Origin of the sequence: Ciceribacter lividus, from assembly GCF_003337715.1 — a bacterium.
In the GTDB taxonomy this organism is placed as follows: Bacteria; Pseudomonadota; Alphaproteobacteria; order Rhizobiales; family Rhizobiaceae; genus Allorhizobium; species Allorhizobium lividum.
The window spans coordinates 207638-225712 of the sequence record NZ_QPIX01000004.1; the positions used below are offsets into that span (position 1 = coordinate 207638).

Consider the following 18075-nt stretch of genomic DNA (forward strand, 5'->3'; position numbering starts at 1 on the left):
CATGGCACCGAACAGTTCTCCCGCCCAAGGCGGCAAGGCATACAAGTACGTCGATCATTCCTATGACGTGATCGTCGTCGGCGCCGGCGGGGCCGGCCTTCGCGCGACCCTGGGCATGGCCGAGCAGGGCTTTAGGACCGCTTGCATCACCAAGGTCTTCCCGACCCGGTCGCACACGGTCGCGGCTCAGGGCGGCATCGCCGCTTCGCTGCAGAACATGACGCCCGACTGCTGGCAGTGGCACCTCTACGACACGGTCAAGGGCTCCGACTGGCTCGGCGACGTCGACGCCATGCAGTATCTCGCCATGGAGGCGCCGAAGGCGGTCTACGAGCTGGAGCACTACGGCGTTCCCTTCTCGCGCAACGAGGAAGGCAAGATCTACCAGCGCCCGTTCGGCGGCCACATGCAGAACTACGGTGACGGCCCGCCGGTGCAGCGTACCTGCGCGGCTGCTGACCGAACCGGCCACGCGATCCTGCACACGCTCTACGGCCAGTCGCTTCGCAACAATGCGGAATTCTTCATCGAGTATTTCGCGCTCGACCTCATCATGTCGGACGACGGCCGCTGCACCGGCGTCGTCGCATGGAACCTCGACGACGGAACCATCCATCGCTTCGCAGCCAAGATGGTCGTGCTCGCGACCGGCGGCTACGGCCGTGCCTACTTCTCGGCGACATCGGCCCATACCTGCACGGGTGACGGCGGCGGCATGATCGCACGCGCGGGCCTGCCGCTTCAGGACATGGAGTTCGTGCAGTTCCATCCGACCGGCATCTACGGTGCCGGCTGCCTGATCACCGAGGGTGCACGCGGCGAAGGCGGCTATCTCGTCAACTCCGAGGGCGAACGCTTCATGGAGCGTTACGCACCGTCTGCGAAGGACCTCGCCTCCCGCGACGTCGTATCCCGCTGCATGACGCTGGAAATTCGCGAAGGCCGCGGCGTGGGCAAGAACAAGGACCACATCTACCTGCACCTCGACCATCTCGATCCGGCCGTTCTGCATGAGCGTCTGCCGGGCATTTCGGAAAGCGCGAAGATCTTCGCCGGTGTCGATGTGACTCGCGAACCGATCCCGGTTCTGCCGACCGTTCACTACAACATGGGCGGCGTTCCGACCAATTACTGGGGTGAGGTGCTGAACGCTGACAGCCAGAATCCGGAACGCATCGCGCCCGGCCTGATGGCGGTAGGCGAAGCGGGCTGTGCCTCCGTGCACGGCGCCAATCGTCTCGGCTCGAACTCGCTGATCGACCTCGTGGTCTTCGGCCGCGCGGCCGCAATCCGCGCCGGTCAGGTCATCGACAAGTCCGAGCCGGTCCCGGCGCTCAATACTGCGGCCTGCGACAGGATCATGGATCGCTTCGACCGCGTTCGCTTCGCCTCCGGCGCAACGCCGACGGCGGTCGCCCGCGACAAGATGCAGCGCGCCATGCAGGAAGACGCCGCAGTGTTCCGCACGCAGGAAGCGCTGGAATCCGGCTGCCGCCGTATTTCGGCGATCTGGAAGGGCGAGTTGCAGGATATCAAGGTCACCGACCGCTCCATGGTCTGGAACTCCGATCTGGTTGAGACGCTGGAGCTCCACAACCTGATGGCCAACGCGATCACGACCGTCTATGGCGCCGAAGCGCGCAAGGAGAGCCGTGGTTCGCACGCGCGCGAAGACTATGCGACCGGTCCGCTCGGCGGACGTGACGACGTCAACTGGCGCAAGCACACGCTGGCTTGGGTGAGCGAAGCGGGCGAAGTCAAGCTGGACTACCGTCCGGTCCACACCGACCTCATCGCCGACGGCATCGATCCGCAGAAAATCGCGCCGAAGGCGCGTGTCTACTGATCTGAGAGGAACAGGACATGGTTGAACTCGCTCTTCCCAAGAACTCGCAGATCACCGAAGGCAAGGTCTGGCCGAAGCCGGAAGGTGCCAAGAACCTGCGGGAATACCGCATCTACCGGTGGAACCCGGACGACGGACAGAACCCGCGTATCGACACCTATTATATCGATGTCGACAATTGCGGCCCGATGGTTCTCGATGGCCTGCTTTACATCAAGAACAACATCGACCCGACGCTGACGCTCCGCCGCTCCTGCCGCGAGGGCATCTGCGGCTCGTGCGCGATGAACATCGACGGCACCAACACGCTCGCCTGCACGAAGGGTATGGATGAGATCGGCGGAACGGTGAAAGTCTATCCGTTGCCGCATATGCCGGTGGTCAAGGACCTCGTACCGGATCTCACCAACTTCTATGCCCAGCACCGTTCGATCGAGCCGTGGCTGAAGACCGTCTCCCCTGCGCCGGCGAAGGAATGGAAGCAGAGCCACCAGGACCGTCTGAAGCTCGACGGCCTCTACGAGTGCATCCTCTGCGCCTGTTGCTCGACCTCCTGTCCGAGCTACTGGTGGAACGGCGACCGCTATCTCGGACCGGCCGTCCTGCTGCAGGCCTATCGCTGGCTCATCGACAGCCGCGATGAAGCGACCGGCGAGCGCCTCGACAATCTCGAGGATCCCTTCCGGCTCTATCGCTGTCACACGATCATGAATTGCGCGCAGACCTGCCCGAAGGGGCTCAATCCGGCGAAGGCGATCGCCGAAATCAAGAAGATGATGGTCGAGCGCCGCGTCTGATCGGTACCGATATCCGCGTGCAGAACGGGTTGCATCCGAAAGGATGTGACCCGTTCACGTATGCGGCATCAGTCGACGCCCGGTTGCAGAAGCGAATGGATCGTAATATTTGAGTGTCAACTTGATTTGAGAGGGTCGTTGGCGATAATTCCGCCGTGTTCCTGCGCGATTGACCCAATGAAGCGGATGAACGGGAGTATCGATATGAAATTCAAATATGCCGCGACGGGTGTTGCTGTCGTGCTTTCGCTTGCTGGCTGCCAGCGGACATCTTACAGCGGTCTCGATAACTCGTCGTCATCGCTGCCGCCGTTGCAGGCTCAACCCGTGCCGTCGGTACAGTCCGGCCAGCTTCCGCCGCCCGGCGGCGTTACTGATCCTTCGCAGTTCCCGGCGGCCCCCGCCGGCGCGCCGACTTCGGTTGCTACTGCGGCGCCCGCGACGGCTCTCGACGTCACCAAGGAATCGATGGTCGGCAACTGGCGTGTCACGAATGCCGGCGCCTCTTGCGATATGTTCCTGACGCTCACCAATCTCGGCTCCGGTTCGCGCGGTGGTACCCGCGGCTGTGCCGGCCCGCTGACCACGATGGGATCGTGGGAGGTCGAGGGCAAGCAGGTCGTGCTCAAGGACCGTAACGGCAATGTGATCGGCCGCCTCTACAAGACCGCGGACGCTCGCTTCGACGGAACGACCAATAACGGCCAGCCGGTCAGCCTCAGCCGTTAGTCCCAATTCTGGAGCGGGCCCAACCTTCCTCGTTCCCGCTCGGAGCATCCGATGCAGCCCATCCCCGATTATGCGCATAGCGTATGCGAGCACTTGCGCTCGCAGGCCGCCGCCGGCCTGTTGCAGGCCGACTCCGCCCAGATGGAGGTGGCGCAGTCTCTCGACAACATTCTGTTTGATCTGAGGCAGCAGCGCCCTGCGGCAAAGTCGAGCGCACTCGGCTGGATGTTCGCCCGCAAGAAGAAGCCCGTCGGTACACGACGTGGCCTCTACGTCCATGGGAGTGTCGGGCGCGGCAAGACGATGCTCATGGACGTCTTCTTCAAGTTCGCCCCGGTGGAGAAGAAGCGTCGTGCACATTTCCATGAGTTCATGGCAGACGTCCACGCACGTATCCACGCCCATCGCGTGAAGCTGAAGAACGGCGAGACGCGGCAGGCCGACCCGGTTCCTCCAGTGGCGGCCGCATTGCGCGAGGAAGCGGAATTGCTCTGCTTCGACGAGTTCACCGTCACCGATATCGCCGATGCGATGATCCTGTCGCGGCTATTCACGGAGCTCTTCTCGCGGGGCTGCATTCTTGTCGCCACTTCGAACGTGGAACCGGACAATCTCTACCGGGACGGGCTCAACCGTGGCCTCTTCCTTCCCTTCGTCGCACTTCTGAAACGGCACGTCGACGTCGTAAGCCTGGACTCACCGACCGACTACCGGATGGAGAAGAACCAGCACCTTCCGGTCTATGTGACGCCGCTCGACGAGCGTGCCGATCTGGCGATGAATGCGGCCTGGCACAGCCTCGTTGCGGGCAGACCCGAGGCTTCGCTGGAGATCGAGAGGGGTGGCCGGTCGGTACATGTCCCTTGCGCCGCCGGGAGAATGGCGCGGTTCACCTTTGCAGAGCTTTGCGAAAAGCCGCTCGGCGCGTCGGACTATCTCGAGATCGCCAGGAGGTTCGACACGATCTTCCTCGAGCACGTTCCTCTTCTCGGTCCAGAGAAGAGAAACGAGACGAAGCGTTTCATCATTCTGGTCGATGCTCTCTACGACCACTCGGTGCGGCTGTTCGTTTCCGCCGCGGCAGCGCCAGAGGATCTTTTGACGGTGCGAAAGGGAACCGAGGGCTTTGAATTCGACCGCACCGTTTCGCGCCTTTTCGAGATGCGGAGCGCCGACTATCTTGCCCTGCACAAGCGCCAACGTCAGCAAATGTGACGATCTCGGGTCATAAATTTTTACGTTTACGTAAGAAAATAATGATCTAACCGATTGAAAATCCTATCGCCAAAAGAATCGGTTGCGGTTTTTCTTGGTTTTGTCTATGCGATCTGACGCAACGGTCGGCATAAAGCCAATGTCTGCCCGGGTTTTGGATCTAGAAGGAAGCTCTTCAATGGCGCGCAAAAAGATCGCACTTATCGGTTCTGGAATGATCGGTGGCACGCTGGCGCATCTCGCCGGCCTCAAGGAACTGGGCGACATCGTCCTGTTCGATATCGCCGACGGCATTCCGCAGGGCAAGGGGCTCGACATTGCCGAATCCTCGCCGGTCGAAGGCTTCAATGCCAAGCTGACCGGCGCGAGCGACTATGCCGCCATCGAAGGTGCCGATGTCTGCATCGTGACCGCCGGCGTCGCCCGCAAGCCGGGCATGAGCCGCGACGATCTGCTCGGCATCAACCTGAAGGTCATGGAGCAGGTCGGTGCGGGCATCAAGAAGTATGCGCCGAACGCCTTCGTCATCTGCATCACCAACCCGCTCGACGCCATGGTCTGGGCACTCCAGAAGTTCTCGGGCCTGCCGAAGAACATGGTCGTCGGCATGGCCGGCGTGCTCGACAGCGCGCGTTTCCGCCACTTCCTTTCCGAAGAATTCAACGTTTCGGTCCAGGACGTCACCGCGTTCGTTCTGGGTGGCCATGGTGACACCATGGTGCCGCTCGCCCGCTACTCGACTGTCGCCGGCATTCCGCTCACCGACCTCATCAAGATGGGCTGGGTCACCAAGGAACGCCTCGAGGAAATCATCCAGCGCACCCGCGACGGCGGCGCCGAAATCGTCGGCCTTCTGAAGACCGGTTCTGCCTATTATGCGCCGGCCGCTTCGGCGATCGAAATGGCCGAATCCTACCTCAAGGACAAGAAGCGCGTCCTGCCTTGCGCAGCTCATCTTTCCGGTCAATACGGCGTCAAGGACATGTATGTCGGCGTGCCGACCGTCATCGGTGCCGGTGGCGTCGAGCGCATCATCGAGATCGACCTCAACAAGGCGGAAGAGGAAGCCTTCCAGAAGTCCGTCGGCGCCGTCGCCGGCCTCTGCGAAACCTGCATCAATATCGCCCCGGCGCTGAAGTAACCGCTCCGACCCATCAAACAGGGACAAGACGATGAACATTCACGAATACCAGGCCAAGGCTCTCCTGAAGGGCTACGGCGCACCGGTTGCCGAAGGCGTGGCCATCCTCAAGGTGGAAGAAGCCGAAGCTGCCGCAAAGAAGCTTCCCGGCCCGCTCTACGTGGTCAAGAGCCAGATCCACGCCGGCGGCCGTGGCAAGGGCAAGTTCAAGGAACTCGGCCCCGACGCCAAGGGCGGCGTCCGCCTCGCGAAGTCGATCGACGAGGTCGTCGCGCATGCCAAGGAAATGCTCGGCAACACGCTGGTGACGGCGCAGACCGGCGAGGCCGGCAAACAGGTCAATCGCCTCTATATTGAGGACGGCGCCGACATCGCCCGCGAACTCTATTGCTCGCTGCTGGTCGACCGTTCGGTCGGTCGCGTTGCCTTCGTCGTTTCGACCGAAGGCGGCATGGACATCGAAGCGGTCGCGCATGACACGCCGGAAAAGATCCACACGATCGCGATCGACCCGGAAGCCGGCGTCACCGCTTCGGATATCGCAAAGATCTCAAAGGCACTCGAGCTCGAAGGGGCTGCGGTCGAAGACGCGAAGTCGCTGTTCCCGGCGCTTTACAAGGCCTTCGACGAGAAGGATATGTCGCTTCTCGAGATCAACCCGCTGATCGTCATGAAGAATGGCCATCTGCGCGTCCTCGACGCCAAGGTTTCCTTCGACGGCAACGCGCTGTTCCGTCATGACGACGTCCGTGCCCTGCGCGACGAAACCGAGGAAGACGCGAAGGAAATCGAGGCTTCCAAGTGGGACCTCGCTTACGTCGCGCTCGACGGCAACATCGGCTGCATGGTCAACGGTGCCGGTCTCGCCATGGCGACGATGGACATCATCAAGCTCTACGGCGCCGAGCCGGCCAACTTCTGTGACGTCGGCGGCGGTGCCGGCAAGGAGAAGGTGGCTGCAGCCTTCAAGATCATCACGGCCGACCCGAAGGTCGAGGGCATCCTCGTCAACATCTTCGGCGGCATCATGAAGTGCGACGTCATTGCCGAAGGCGTGATCGCCGCCGTGAAGGAAGTCGGCCTGAAGGTTCCGCTCGTCGTGCGCCTCGAAGGCACCAATGTCGAACTTGGCAAGAAGCTCCTGAATGAATCGGGCCTCGCGATCACCGCGGCCGACGATCTCGACGACGCTGCCAAGAAGATCGTCGCGGCGATCAACGGCTAATTGAAGGACCGGAACACATGTCCATTCTCGTAAACAAGAACACCAAGGTCCTCGTGCAGGGCCTCACCGGTAAGACCGGCACCTTCCACACCGAACAGGCGCTCGCCTACTACGGCACGCAGATGGTCGGCGGTATCCATCCGAAGAAGGGTGGAGAAACCTGGACCGGCTCCAAGGGCGAAACCCTGCCGATCTTCGCGACTGTTGCCGAAGGCAAGGAAAAGACCGGCGCTGACGCGACCGTGATCTACGTTCCGCCGGCAGGCGCCGCCGACGCGATCATCGAGGCGATCGAAGCCGAGATCCCGTTCATCACCTGCATCACCGAGGGTATCCCGGTCATGGACATGGTGCGGGTCAAGGCCAAGCTCGACAAGTCGAAGTCGCGCCTGCTCGGACCGAACTGCCCCGGCATCCTGACCCCGGAAGAGTGCAAGATCGGCATCATGCCGGGCTCGATTTTCCGCAAGGGTTCGGTCGGTATCGTTTCGCGCTCCGGCACGCTGACCTATGAAGCCGTGTTCCAGACCTCGAACGAGGGCCTCGGCCAGACGACGGCTGTCGGCATCGGCGGCGACCCGGTCAAGGGTACGGAATTCATCGACGTGCTGGAGATGTTCCTCGCGGACGAGGCCACGACCTCGATCATCATGATCGGCGAAATCGGCGGCTCCGCCGAAGAGGATGCCGCCCAGTTCCTGATCGACGAAGCCAAGAAGGGTCGCAAGAAGCCGATGGCCGGCTTCATCGCCGGTCGCACGGCGCCGAAGGGCCGCACCATGGGTCACGCCGGCGCCGTCGTTTCCGGCGGCAAGGGCGATGCGGAATCCAAGATCTCCGCGATGGAAGCGGCCGGCATCAAGGTATCGCCTTCGCCGGCACGTCTCGGCAAGACGCTGGTCGAAGTCCTGAAGGGCTGACCTATCTAAGACAAAAGGCCGGGCAAAGGGAGGGTTAGGAATCCCTTTGCCCGGATCTGGCATTTCAGCCACTGCGAACGCGGATCGCATCGAGAGTGGCAAAGCGGCGGGCCGGTCTTCGGCCATCACCACAAGTGGGAGGCGGGCGTGAAAGGCCCGCGAACAGTATGGCAAGGCAAGAAGCCAACGAGCAGTTCCTGATCACGTCGTTCCTCGACGGATCGAACGCAGCTTATATCGAGCAGCTTTATGCGCGTTACGAGGATGATCCGGCCTCCGTGCCGGCTGAGTGGCAGTCCTTCTTCAAGGCGCTGGACGACAAGCCCGAAGACGTGAAGAAGGCGGCAGCCGGAGCATCCTGGCAACGCAAGAACTGGCCGATCTCGGCCAACGGCGAGCTCGTGTCCGCACTCGACGGAAACTGGGGCTTGGCCGAGAAGGCCATTGAAACCAAGGTCAAGGCGAAAGCTGTCGCGGCAGGAACCCCGCTCAGTGAAGCCGAAATCGTGCAGGCGACGCGGGATTCCGTCCGCGCCATCATGATGATCCGTGCCTATCGCATGCGCGGCCACCTGCATGCCAGTCTCGATCCGCTCGGTCTTGCTGCTCCGGTCGACGATTACAATGAACTTTCGCCGGCAGCGTACGGCTTCACGGAGGCCGACTACAGCCGCAAGATCTTCATCGACAACGTCCTGGGTCTGGAATACGCCACGATCCCGGAAATGCTCGATATCCTGAAGCGCACCTATTGCTCGACGCTCGGTGTCGAGTTCATGCACATCTCCAACCCGGAAGAGAAGGCATGGATCCAGGAGCGCATCGAAGGCCCGAACAAGGGCGTCGAGTTCACGGCAAACGGCAAGAAGGCCATTCTGTCCAAGCTCATCGAGGCGGAAGGCTTCGAGCAGTTCATCGACGTCAAGTACAAGGGCACGAAGCGTTTCGGTCTCGACGGTGGTGAATCGCTGATCCCGGCGCTGGAACAGATCATCAAGCGTGGTGGTCAGGAGGGCCTTGAGGAAATCGTTCTCGGCATGGCGCATCGCGGGCGCCTGAACGTCCTCACAAACGTGATGGCCAAGCCGCATCGCGCTGTGTTCCACGAGTTCAAGGGTGGCTCCTTCAAGCCCGACGAAGTCGAAGGCTCCGGTGACGTCAAGTACCACCTCGGCGCTTCCTCCGACCGCGAATTCGACGGTAACAAGGTGCACCTCTCGTTGACGGCGAACCCGTCGCATCTCGAAATCGTCAACCCGGTCGTCATGGGCAAGGCCCGCGCCAAGCAGGACCAGCTCGCCAAGGTCTGGGAAGGCGACATCATCCCGCTCAAGGAACGATCGAAGGTCCTTCCGCTGCTGCTGCATGGCGATGCGGCCTTCGCCGGCCAGGGCGTCGTCGCGGAAATCCTCGGGCTTTCCGGCCTGCGTGGTCACCGGGTCGCCGGCACCATGCACTTCATCATCAACAACCAGATCGGCTTTACCACCAACCCGGCCTTCTCGCGCTCGTCGCCCTATCCGTCCGACGTCGCCAAGATGATCGAGGCGCCGATCTTCCATGTGAACGGCGACGATCCGGAAGCGGTGGTCTACGCGGCGAAGGTTGCGACCGAGTTCCGCATGAAATTCCACAAGCCGGTCGTGGTCGACATGTTCTGCTATCGCCGCTTCGGTCACAACGAAGGCGATGAGCCGGCGTTCACCCAGCCGAAGATGTACAAGGCGATCCGGAGCCACAAGACGGTCGTGCAGCTCTATGCAGAGCGCCTGATCGCCGAGGGGCTGATCACCGAAGGCGACTTCGAGAAGATGAAGGCCGACTGGCGTGCCCATCTCGAACAGGAGTTCGAGGCGGGACAGGCCTACAAGCCGAACAAGGCCGACTGGCTGGATGGCGTCTGGTCGGGGCTCAGGGCCGCGGACAATGCTGACGAACAGCGCCGCGGCAAGACCTCGGTGCCGATGAAGACGCTGAAGGAGATCGGGCGCAAGCTTTCGACGATCCCGGAAGACTTCAAGGCGCATCGCACCATTCAGCGTTTCATGGACAACCGGGCGCAGATGGTCGAGACCGGCGAAGGGATCGATTGGGCGATGGCCGAAGCGCTCGCCTTCGGATCGCTCTGCCTCGACGGGCACAAGATCCGCCTTTCGGGCCAGGATTGTGAACGCGGCACGTTCTCGCAGCGCCATTCGGTACTCTACGATCAGGAGACCGAGGAACGCTACATTCCGCTCGCCAATCTGTCGCCGACCCAGGCGCGCTACGAAGTCATCAACTCGATGCTTTCGGAAGAGGCGGTGCTGGGCTTCGAATACGGCTACTCGCTTGCCCGTCCGAATGCACTGACCCTCTGGGAAGCGCAGTTCGGCGACTTCGCCAATGGTGCGCAGGTCGTGTTCGACCAGTTCATCTCGTCGGGTGAACGCAAGTGGCTCCGCATGTCCGGTCTGGTCTGCCTGCTGCCGCACGGGTACGAAGGTCAGGGGCCTGAGCATTCGTCCGCCCGTCTGGAACGCTTCCTGCAGCTCTGCGCGGAAGACAACATGCAGGTCGCCAACTGCACGACCCCGGCGAACTACTTCCATATCCTGCGCCGGCAGATGAAGCGTGACTTCCGCAAGCCGCTCATCCTGATGACGCCGAAGTCGTTGCTGCGCCACAAGCGTGCGGTTTCGTCGCTGTCGGAAATGGCCGGCGAGTCGTCGTTCCACCGTCTGCTGTGGGACGATGCCGAAGTCGTGAAGGACGGCCCGATCAAGCTGCAGAAAGACAACAAGATCCGCCGCGTCGTCATGTGCACGGGCAAGGTCTACTACGACCTGCTCGAGGAGCGCGAAAAGCGTGGCATCGACGACATCTACCTCCTGCGCATTGAGCAGCTCTATCCGTTCCCGGCCAAGGCGCTCATCAATGAGCTGTCGCGGTTCCGGAATGCAGAGATGGTCTGGTGCCAGGAAGAGCCGAAGAACATGGGTGCGTGGTCGTTCATCGATCCGTATCTCGAATGGGTACTTGCCCACATCGATGCCAAGTACCAGCGTGTCCGCTACACCGGGCGCCCTGCGGCGGCGTCGCCGGCGACGGGCCTGATGTCGAAGCATCTGGCACAGCTCGAAGCATTCCTCGAGGATGCGTTGGGGGGCTGACGCTCCCCTCGCACAACCGACCCATTCGACAGAAACCGATAACTGATCAACGGAATTAAATCATGGCCACAGAAATCCGAGTCCCCACCCTGGGCGAATCCGTCAGTGAAGCCACGGTCGGCACCTGGTTCAAGAAGGTTGGCGATACCGTGAAGGCCGACGAGCCTCTCGTCGAACTCGAAACCGACAAGGTGACCGTCGAAGTCCCGGCTCCGGCCTCGGGCGTCCTTACCGAGATCGTTGCAGCGAACGGCGAGACCGTTGGTCTCGGCGCGCTCCTCGGGCAGATCGCCGAAGGCGCCGCCGGCTCTGCAGGCGCTGCTGCTCCCGCACCTGCCGCGGCTCCGGCCCCTGCTGCCGCCGCTGCTCCGGCTGCTCCCTCGGCCATGCCGGCTGCCCCGGCCGCTGCCAAGCTCGCTGCCGACAACAACATCTCGACCTCGGACGTCGAAGGCTCCGGCAAGCGCGGCCAGGTGCTGAAGGGCGACGTTCTCGCCGCAATCGCCAAGGGCCCCGCGGCCCCGGCTCCGGCTGCCGCACCGGCTGCTCCACGCCCGGCTTCTTCGGTCGACGATGCTTCTCGTGAAGAGCGCGTGAAGATGACCCGCCTGCGCCAGACGATCGCCAAGCGCCTGAAGGACGCGCAGAATACCGCCGCAATGCTTACCACCTACAACGAGGTGGACATGAAGGCGGTCATGGACCTGCGCAACCGCTACAAGGACATCTTCGAGAAGAAGCATGGCGTGAAGCTCGGCTTCATGGGCTTCTTCACCAAGGCCGTCACGCATGCGCTCAAGGAACTGCCGGCGGTCAACGCCGAAATCGACGGCACCGACATCATCTACAAGAACTACTGCCATGTCGGCGTCGCCGTCGGCACCGACAAGGGCCTCGTCGTTCCGGTTGTACGCGATGCGGACCAGATGTCGATCGCTGAGATCGAGAAGGAAATCGGTCGCCTCGGCAAGGCCGCGCGCGACGGCGCGCTCTCGATGGCCGACATGCAGGGTGGTACGTTCACCATCTCGAACGGCGGTGTCTACGGTTCGCTGATGTCGTCGCCGATCCTGAATGCGCCACAGTCGGGTATCCTCGGCATGCACAAGATCCAGGAACGTCCGGTCGCCATCGGCGGTCAGGTCGTCATCCGCCCGATGATGTATCTGGCGCTTTCCTATGACCACCGCATCGTCGACGGCAAGGAAGCCGTGACCTTCCTCGTCCGCGTCAAGGAGAGCCTCGAAGATCCGGAGCGTCTCGTTCTCGATCTTTAAGGACAGCGACGGGGCGCCTCTGGCGCCCCGATGTCTCCGTGGGAGGGCGTGCCAACCTGCCATTCAGTCGACAGGGCGGCGCTCAATTTCACGGTCTTGTGTTGCAGCGGGCTCGTCGGAGCGCGCAACGGCCTTCTGCCGGGGTGTCGCAGCGGATCGCTTGTTGCTAGAGTCGCAGCGATGTCTTCAGATGCGGAGTTCCTTTCGATGATGCAGCACTACGTTCTAGAACTCCTCTCGCTGATGGCGATATTCTCCTTCGCTATCGTTTCTCCGGGTGCTGACCTCGCCATGGTCATCCGCCAGTCGCTGGTGCATGGCCGGCGGGCCGCAATCATCACCAGCTTCGGCATTGGCGTATCGCTGATGTTCCACGTCACTTATACGATCCTCGGCCTCGGTCTGATCATTTCCAAGTCCATTCTGCTCTTCAACGTCATCAAGTGGTGTGGTGTCGCCTATCTCGTCTATATCGGCGTACAGGCCCTGCGCGCCGGCGAGGCGAGTGTCGGCCCAGCGGAGGCGACCGAGGCGGACGCAGAAAGGCGACAGTCGGGGATCAAGGCGTTCGGCCTCGGCTTCATGGCGAATGCGCTCAATCCAAAGGCCGTCTTCTTCTTTCTTTCGATCTTCTCGGCGGTCGTCAGCCACGAGACGCCGGGGCTGGTGAAGCTCGGCTACGGCTTTGTCATGGCGGCCTGCCTGATCGCCTGGTTCGTCGGCGTCTCCTTCTTCATGACCACACCGCGGATGCGCGCGGCATTTTCCCGGGCGAGCAAGTGGATCAATCGGGCCTCCGGCCTCGTCTTCATCGCGTTCGGGCTGAAGCTTGCGGCAGCAAAGGCGAGCTGAGATGCCGGGCGTGAGGTCTGCCGCCATCGTCGCCTTCTCCCTGTTGGGAGTGCGGTCGCTCGCGGCTGCCGAATGCCCGATCGAAAAGGCGATCTACGTCGAGCTGGAGGCGCGCGCCGAGTTGCGGTTTGCACGCACGGACGAGGAGAATTCGCCGCTCAGTCATCGCTTCGCGCTGATCCTCGGCGGCAAGCACTTCAATGGGCACGTGATGTACGATCCCGAAATCGAACGGCCGGTTGCCATGGTCCTCAACAACTGCCCCGAAGGAGACGTTACGGGCGCCGACATTGCCGCGTGCACCGTCTGGCGCGGCATAATCTATGCGAGCGACGAACGGAAAGGCGGCATCGGCCTGCTGCCGTCCGAAGGAGAGGCAGCGGCACCGGTGATCGTGTTGCCCGGTTTCGGGCCGGCATGGATGGCGTCATCCGCGGGCAAGTCTACCGACACGACGCCATGGGATGTTTTCTCCCTGGAAGGATGCGACCAATGAGTGACGGACCGGTTCTTCTGATCACGGGTGCGAGCCGCGGCATCGGAGCGGCGGTCGCCCGCAAGGCCGCCGGGTTCGGCTGGCAGGTGTTGATCAACTACGTCTCGCAGGAGGGCGTCGCGACGGCACTTGCTGCCGAGATTGCGGCCGCTGGCGGCGTTGCCGATGTCGTCCAGGGCGATACCGGCACTGAAGACGGCATTGCAGCGATTTACGCGAGACTTGATGCACGCTTTGGCCGCCTCGACGGACTGGTCAACAATGCCGGTATCGTCGACGTGTCCGCCCGCGTCGAGTACTTCAGCCGTGAGAGGCTCGAGCGCATGTTCGCCATCAACGTGATCGGCAAGATTCGTTGCGCCGCCGAGGCGGTGAAGCGCATGTCCACGAACAATGGCGGACGAGGCGGTGCCATCGTCAACGTCTCGTCGATGGCGGCGGTTCTCGGTAGTGCGGGTCAGTATGTCGATTATGCCGCATCGAAAGGTGCCATCGACACCTTCACCGTCGGCCTCGCTCGCGAAGTGGCCGACGAAGGTATACGCGTCAACGCCGTCCGGCCGGGCATCATCGACACCGATATCCATGCATCCGGGGGCATTCCGGATCGGGCAAGTGCACTTGCTTCGACGATTCCCATGCAGCGTCCCGGCAAACCGGACGAGGTCGCCGATGCGATCCTTTATCTCCTCTCCAGCCAGGCATCTTATGTGACTGGCTCCATCTTGAATGTCAGCGGCGGACGATAGTCGCCGAATACGAAGGAAGCAGTCATGTCTTATGATGTCATCATTATCGGATCCGGCCCCGGCGGTTACGTGTGCGCGGTCAAGGCGGCACAGCTGGGGCTGAAGGTCGCCGTCGTCGAGAAGCGCGCGACCTACGGCGGCACCTGCCTCAACGTCGGCTGCATCCCGTCGAAGGCGCTTCTGCACGCGTCGGAAATGTATCACCACGCCGCTCATGGCATGGACGCGCTCGGCGTCGAGCTTGCAGCTCCCAAGCTCAACCTCGCAAAGATGATGGCTCACAAGGATGCGACCGTGAAGTCGAATGTCGAGGGCGTCTCGTTCCTCTTCAAGAAGAACAAGGTCGACGGTATCCAGGGTATGGGCAAGATTCTCGCGGCCGGCAAGGTCGAAGTCACCAATGACAAGGGCGAGACGCAGGTTCTCGAGGCCAAGAACATCATCATTGCGACCGGATCCGAGGTCGCCGGCATTCCGGGTGTTCAGGTCGACATCGATGAGAAGGTGATCGTTTCCTCCACGGGTGGCATCGCCCTCGACAAGGTGCCCGCCAAGATGATCGTCGTCGGTGGCGGCGTGATCGGGCTCGAACTCGGTTCAGTCTGGTCGCGTCTCGGCGCCAAGGTTACCGTGGTCGAGTATCTCGACAACATCCTCGGCGGTATGGACGGCGAAGTGTCGAAGCAGTTCCAGCGCATGCTTGCCAAGCAGGGCATGGAGTTCAATCTCGGCGCCAAGGTCACGGGCGTCGAGAAGACGGACAAGGGCGCAAAGGTCACCTTCGAGCCCGTCAAGGGCGGCGAGGCTCAGACGCTCGAAGCCGACATTGTGCTGGTCGCCACCGGTCGCAAGCCCTACACGGCGGGTCTTGGGTTGGAAGAGACCGGCATTGCGCTCGACAATCGCGGACGTGTGGAGATCGACAGTCACTTCCGCACCAACGTCGCGGGTATCTATGCGATCGGCGACGTCGTCCGTGGTCCGATGCTCGCCCATAAGGCCGAGGACGAGGGTGTGGCGCTGGCGGAAATCCTTGCCGGCCAGCACGGCCACGTGAACTATGACGTCATCCCCGGCGTCGTCTACACGCAGCCGGAAGTCGCCTCCGTCGGCAAGACCGAGGAGGAGTTGAAGGCCGCCGGTGTCGCCTACAAGGTCGGCAAGTTCCCGTTCAGCGCCAACGGCCGTGCGCGTGCGATGCTTGCCACCGACGGCTTCGTCAAGGTTCTCGCGGACAAGCAAACCGACCGAGTACTCGGCGTCCACATCGTGGGCTTCGGCGCGGGCGAGATGATCCACGAGGCGGCTGTTCTGATGGAGTTCGGCGGCTCGTCGGAGGATCTCGGCCGGACCTGCCACGCGCATCCGACGATGTCGGAAGCGGTTAAGGAGGCAGCGCTCGCGACCTTCTTCAAGCCGATCCACATGTGATACGCATGCCGGACTAAATCTTCTTAATGATAGAAGCCGCGGCTTGCCAAACGGGCCGCGGCTTCTATCATCCGGCCGTAATCGCCCTGAAACTTTTTGATAAAAGGCAAGAAGATGACATCCTCCCCCGTAATCTCCTACTCCCTATCCCAGCGGCTGATCCACTGGATCATGGCCGCCTTGATCCTGTTCAACCTCCTGTTCACCGAAGGCATGGAGGAGCTCACGGAGGCCGCGGAAGAAGGTCAGGCGGTGACACCTGACATGATTGCGTCCGCCAACATTCACGCCTATGTCGGTATTGTAGTGCTCTGTCTTGCCGTCATCCGGCTGATCCTGCGCTTCACGCAGGGCGTGCCGGCGGCCCCCGCCGATGAGACACCGCTGGCGCAGATGGCCTCGAAAGTCACCCACGCGACCTTCTATCTGCTATTCTTCGTGATGCCGATCGCCGGCATTGCCGCTTACTACTTCGACATCGAGACCGCCGGATTTCTCCACGCGGGGCCGTTGAAACTGTTGATGTGGGTGCTGATCGTCCTCCACGTTGGTGCGGTTCTCGTCCACCAGTTCGTCTGGAAGACGCCCGTGGCGCAACGGATGATCAAAGGCTGAACTACGGCTTTCAGCTGTGACATAAGACAAGAACAGGAAGCGCCATGCTCGATGTTTTTCCTGAGAGCCCGGCGCTTCCGCATCTCGCCTTGATAGAGGCAGACTGGGCCGATCGATATGCGGTGATCACTCCGGAACGGGCGATGCCGGCGATTCGTGCAGCCCACTTGGCGCTTGGCCAATCGCCTGTCTGGGCGCGCCGTCTGCTCGACATTCGCAATCGCGTTGTCGCGCCGTTTGGCCTAAAGGCTGCGGATTCGAAGTCTGGGGAGGCGGGTTCTGTCGGCGCCTTTGCGATCGTCAGCGAGCGAGACGATCAGGTCGTCCTGGGCTTCGACGACAGGCATCTGGATTTCCGCATCGTGATTGAAGTGGCTTCTGCTGGGACTGTCGGCAGCAAGGTCTCCGTCACGACGCTGGTCAAGAGGCACAATACTTTCGGCCGGCTCTACATTCTTGCGGTTACGCCTTTTCACAGGCTGATCGTGAGAACCACGCTTGGCCGTCTTGCGGGTCCGGTGGTCGTCAGCCGTTGACCGCCGTTACGCTATACCCCTGTTTGCGTAGCAGCTCGACCAGACCTTCGTTGCCCGGAAGGTGCAGGGCTCCGACTGCAATGAAGACGCCACCCTTTGCGAGGAGCGGCATCGCCCGCTCAGCCATTGTCTTGTTGCGGTCGAGAACGATTCGACGTTCGAAAGCTGCGTAACCGCTGTCATTGTCACCCGTCTTGCCCGGCGCGACCTTCTGCAGCATCGGCATGGTCATGCCGATCTCGCCTGTCGTGTAGAGCCTGACCATCGTCTCGACGACGTCGTTCATCCGGTCGCCTAGGGCTACAGTTTCGATCAAAGCCTGGAGATGAAAGTCGACGGGCAGAGAAGACACTGCCTCCAATTGCTCGGCAAAGGTCTCGAGGCCCACCACCGGCTTGCTGGCCTTTACCGCCTCCTCGGCAATTTGCTTGTCGAGGAAGGAAGCGCCTTTCGCCTTGCGTGCGACCTCGCATCTGGGCAGCGCGACGAAGCTCGAGATGATCCAAGGCTTCATGCGCAGGACTGTCGCGAGCGGGATTCCGCGCTGCTGCAGTCCTGCCTCCAGACGGGTCGCATCTTCGGCCGAGAGGTGGTCGGTAATCGACGTGCCATCGGTGAACATCGTGAGATCAGGCCGGAGCAGAATTGCCGCGGCCGCCTTCTTGTCGTCGAGGATCTCGTCGGACTCGACGACGATCGTCGATGAGACGGCGAGAGCCTCCGGTGCCCCTTTCGGCATCTTGAGGACGCGCGGATCGGTCACGTGCATGGTGCCGAGCAGGTAGGACGGTGCGAGGCCATTCTTTTCTATTTTCCAGAAAATGCCCTTGCCGTTCGGGGTCTTTGCCGCCTCCCGGAGAATTGCCTCGTAGGCGTCGGAATCCTTCTGCTTCAAGTCCGAAAGAAGATCGATACCCGGGCACTCGCTATCGCTTTCCGCGCGAGCGGGGGAGAGGGAGGTCAGGACAAGGAGGAGCGACAAGGCGAGCGCCACATGGAGCGCGGCCAAGAACCAGAGGACCAGATCGCCCATACGTGCGAGGGAATGATGCGATCCGTTTCGGTTGAAGAGGCTGGCGAACATCGAAGCGCTC

The 18075-nt window shown here is 61.9% G+C and carries 16 protein-coding genes; 15 read left to right on the forward strand and 1 reads right to left on the reverse strand.

Annotation, left to right across the window (positions count from 1 at the left end; all coding sequences use genetic code 11):
• The first annotated feature begins 1 nt into the window (after position 1).
• The 15 genes from sdhA (at position 2) to DFR48_RS09375 (ending at position 16981) form a co-directional block, all read left to right on the forward strand.
• Positions 2-1846: a succinate dehydrogenase flavoprotein subunit gene (sdhA, locus tag DFR48_RS09305; RefSeq protein WP_114362875.1), complete on the forward strand. Its 1845-nt coding sequence runs from the start codon at positions 2-4 to the stop codon at positions 1844-1846.
• A gap of 17 nt (positions 1847-1863) precedes the next feature.
• Positions 1864-2643 (forward strand): succinate dehydrogenase iron-sulfur subunit, encoded by a 780-nt coding sequence (locus tag DFR48_RS09310; RefSeq protein WP_114362876.1) that lies wholly within the window; start codon positions 1864-1866, stop codon positions 2641-2643.
• A 204-nt stretch (positions 2644-2847) separates the two neighbouring features.
• Complete coding sequence (locus DFR48_RS09315) at positions 2848-3372, forward strand: protease inhibitor Inh/omp19 family protein (protein ID WP_114362877.1); 525 nt, start codon at positions 2848-2850, stop codon at positions 3370-3372.
• A gap of 51 nt (positions 3373-3423) precedes the next feature.
• Entirely contained in the window at positions 3424-4587 is a 1164-nt protein-coding gene (gene zapE / locus DFR48_RS09320; RefSeq protein WP_114362878.1) for a cell division protein ZapE, read from the forward strand.
• A 178-nt stretch (positions 4588-4765) separates the two neighbouring features.
• Positions 4766-5728: a malate dehydrogenase gene (gene mdh, locus DFR48_RS09325; RefSeq protein WP_114362879.1), complete on the forward strand. Its 963-nt coding sequence runs from the start codon at positions 4766-4768 to the stop codon at positions 5726-5728.
• A gap of 31 nt (positions 5729-5759) precedes the next feature.
• Positions 5760-6953: an ADP-forming succinate--CoA ligase subunit beta gene (sucC, locus tag DFR48_RS09330; RefSeq protein ID WP_114362880.1), complete on the forward strand. Its 1194-nt coding sequence runs from the start codon at positions 5760-5762 to the stop codon at positions 6951-6953.
• Positions 6954-6970: 17 nt separating this feature from the next.
• Positions 6971-7873, forward strand: coding sequence for a succinate--CoA ligase subunit alpha (sucD, locus tag DFR48_RS09335; RefSeq protein ID WP_114362881.1), 903 nt, complete (start codon positions 6971-6973; stop codon positions 7871-7873).
• A 167-nt stretch (positions 7874-8040) separates the two neighbouring features.
• The gene (locus tag DFR48_RS09340; RefSeq protein WP_114362882.1) at positions 8041-11025 is read left to right on the forward strand and encodes a 2-oxoglutarate dehydrogenase E1 component; all 2985 of its coding nucleotides are present in this window, start codon (positions 8041-8043) and stop codon (positions 11023-11025) included.
• A 62-nt stretch (positions 11026-11087) separates the two neighbouring features.
• A complete protein-coding gene (gene odhB, locus DFR48_RS09345) occupies positions 11088-12302 on the forward strand; it encodes a 2-oxoglutarate dehydrogenase complex dihydrolipoyllysine-residue succinyltransferase (protein ID WP_114362883.1) in 1215 nt (404 codons plus the stop codon).
• A 210-nt stretch (positions 12303-12512) separates the two neighbouring features.
• Complete coding sequence (locus DFR48_RS09350) at positions 12513-13154, forward strand: LysE family transporter (protein WP_114363008.1); 642 nt, start codon at positions 12513-12515, stop codon at positions 13152-13154.
• 1 nt (position 13155) lies between these two features.
• A complete protein-coding gene (locus tag DFR48_RS09355; protein ID WP_114362884.1) occupies positions 13156-13650 on the forward strand; it encodes a hypothetical protein in 495 nt (164 codons plus the stop codon).
• A complete protein-coding gene (locus tag DFR48_RS09360) occupies positions 13647-14399 on the forward strand; it encodes an SDR family oxidoreductase (RefSeq protein ID WP_114362885.1) in 753 nt (250 codons plus the stop codon). The genes DFR48_RS09355 and DFR48_RS09360 overlap by 4 nt, the downstream gene beginning before the upstream one ends.
• 24 nt (positions 14400-14423) lie before the next feature.
• Positions 14424-15830, forward strand: coding sequence for a dihydrolipoyl dehydrogenase (gene lpdA / locus DFR48_RS09365; protein ID WP_114362886.1), 1407 nt, complete (start codon positions 14424-14426; stop codon positions 15828-15830).
• 114 nt (positions 15831-15944) lie between these two features.
• Positions 15945-16445, forward strand: a complete 501-nt coding sequence (locus DFR48_RS09370; RefSeq protein WP_114362887.1) for a cytochrome b — start codon at positions 15945-15947, stop codon at positions 16443-16445.
• A 44-nt stretch (positions 16446-16489) separates the two neighbouring features.
• Entirely contained in the window at positions 16490-16981 is a 492-nt protein-coding gene (locus DFR48_RS09375) for a DUF2867 domain-containing protein (RefSeq protein ID WP_114362888.1), read from the forward strand.
• Here DFR48_RS09375 and DFR48_RS09380 read toward each other — a convergent pair.
• A complete protein-coding gene (locus DFR48_RS09380; protein ID WP_114362889.1) occupies positions 16971-18065 on the reverse strand; it encodes a TraB/GumN family protein in 1095 nt (364 codons plus the stop codon). The genes DFR48_RS09375 and DFR48_RS09380 overlap by 11 nt on opposite strands.
• Between the last annotated feature and the right edge of the window lie 10 nt (positions 18066-18075).

Coding starts and splice junctions, on each gene's coding strand:
- sdhA (WP_114362875.1), top strand. CDS start 2: ATGGCACCGAACAGTTCTCCCGCCCAAGGCGGCAAGGCATACAAGTAC.
- DFR48_RS09310 (WP_114362876.1), top strand. CDS start 1,864: ATGGTTGAACTCGCTCTTCCCAAGAACTCGCAGATCACCGAAGGCAAG.
- DFR48_RS09315 (WP_114362877.1), top strand. CDS start 2,848: ATGAAATTCAAATATGCCGCGACGGGTGTTGCTGTCGTGCTTTCGCTT.
- zapE (WP_114362878.1), top strand. CDS start 3,424: ATGCAGCCCATCCCCGATTATGCGCATAGCGTATGCGAGCACTTGCGC.
- mdh (WP_114362879.1), top strand. CDS start 4,766: ATGGCGCGCAAAAAGATCGCACTTATCGGTTCTGGAATGATCGGTGGC.
- sucC (WP_114362880.1), top strand. CDS start 5,760: ATGAACATTCACGAATACCAGGCCAAGGCTCTCCTGAAGGGCTACGGC.
- sucD (WP_114362881.1), top strand. CDS start 6,971: ATGTCCATTCTCGTAAACAAGAACACCAAGGTCCTCGTGCAGGGCCTC.
- DFR48_RS09340 (WP_114362882.1), top strand. CDS start 8,041: ATGGCAAGGCAAGAAGCCAACGAGCAGTTCCTGATCACGTCGTTCCTC.
- odhB (WP_114362883.1), top strand. CDS start 11,088: ATGGCCACAGAAATCCGAGTCCCCACCCTGGGCGAATCCGTCAGTGAA.
- DFR48_RS09350 (WP_114363008.1), top strand. CDS start 12,513: ATGCAGCACTACGTTCTAGAACTCCTCTCGCTGATGGCGATATTCTCC.
- DFR48_RS09355 (WP_114362884.1), top strand. CDS start 13,156: ATGCCGGGCGTGAGGTCTGCCGCCATCGTCGCCTTCTCCCTGTTGGGA.
- DFR48_RS09360 (WP_114362885.1), top strand. CDS start 13,647: ATGAGTGACGGACCGGTTCTTCTGATCACGGGTGCGAGCCGCGGCATC.
- lpdA (WP_114362886.1), top strand. CDS start 14,424: ATGTCTTATGATGTCATCATTATCGGATCCGGCCCCGGCGGTTACGTG.
- DFR48_RS09370 (WP_114362887.1), top strand. CDS start 15,945: ATGACATCCTCCCCCGTAATCTCCTACTCCCTATCCCAGCGGCTGATC.
- DFR48_RS09375 (WP_114362888.1), top strand. CDS start 16,490: ATGCTCGATGTTTTTCCTGAGAGCCCGGCGCTTCCGCATCTCGCCTTG.
- DFR48_RS09380 (WP_114362889.1), bottom strand. CDS start 18,065: ATGTTCGCCAGCCTCTTCAACCGAAACGGATCGCATCATTCCCTCGCA.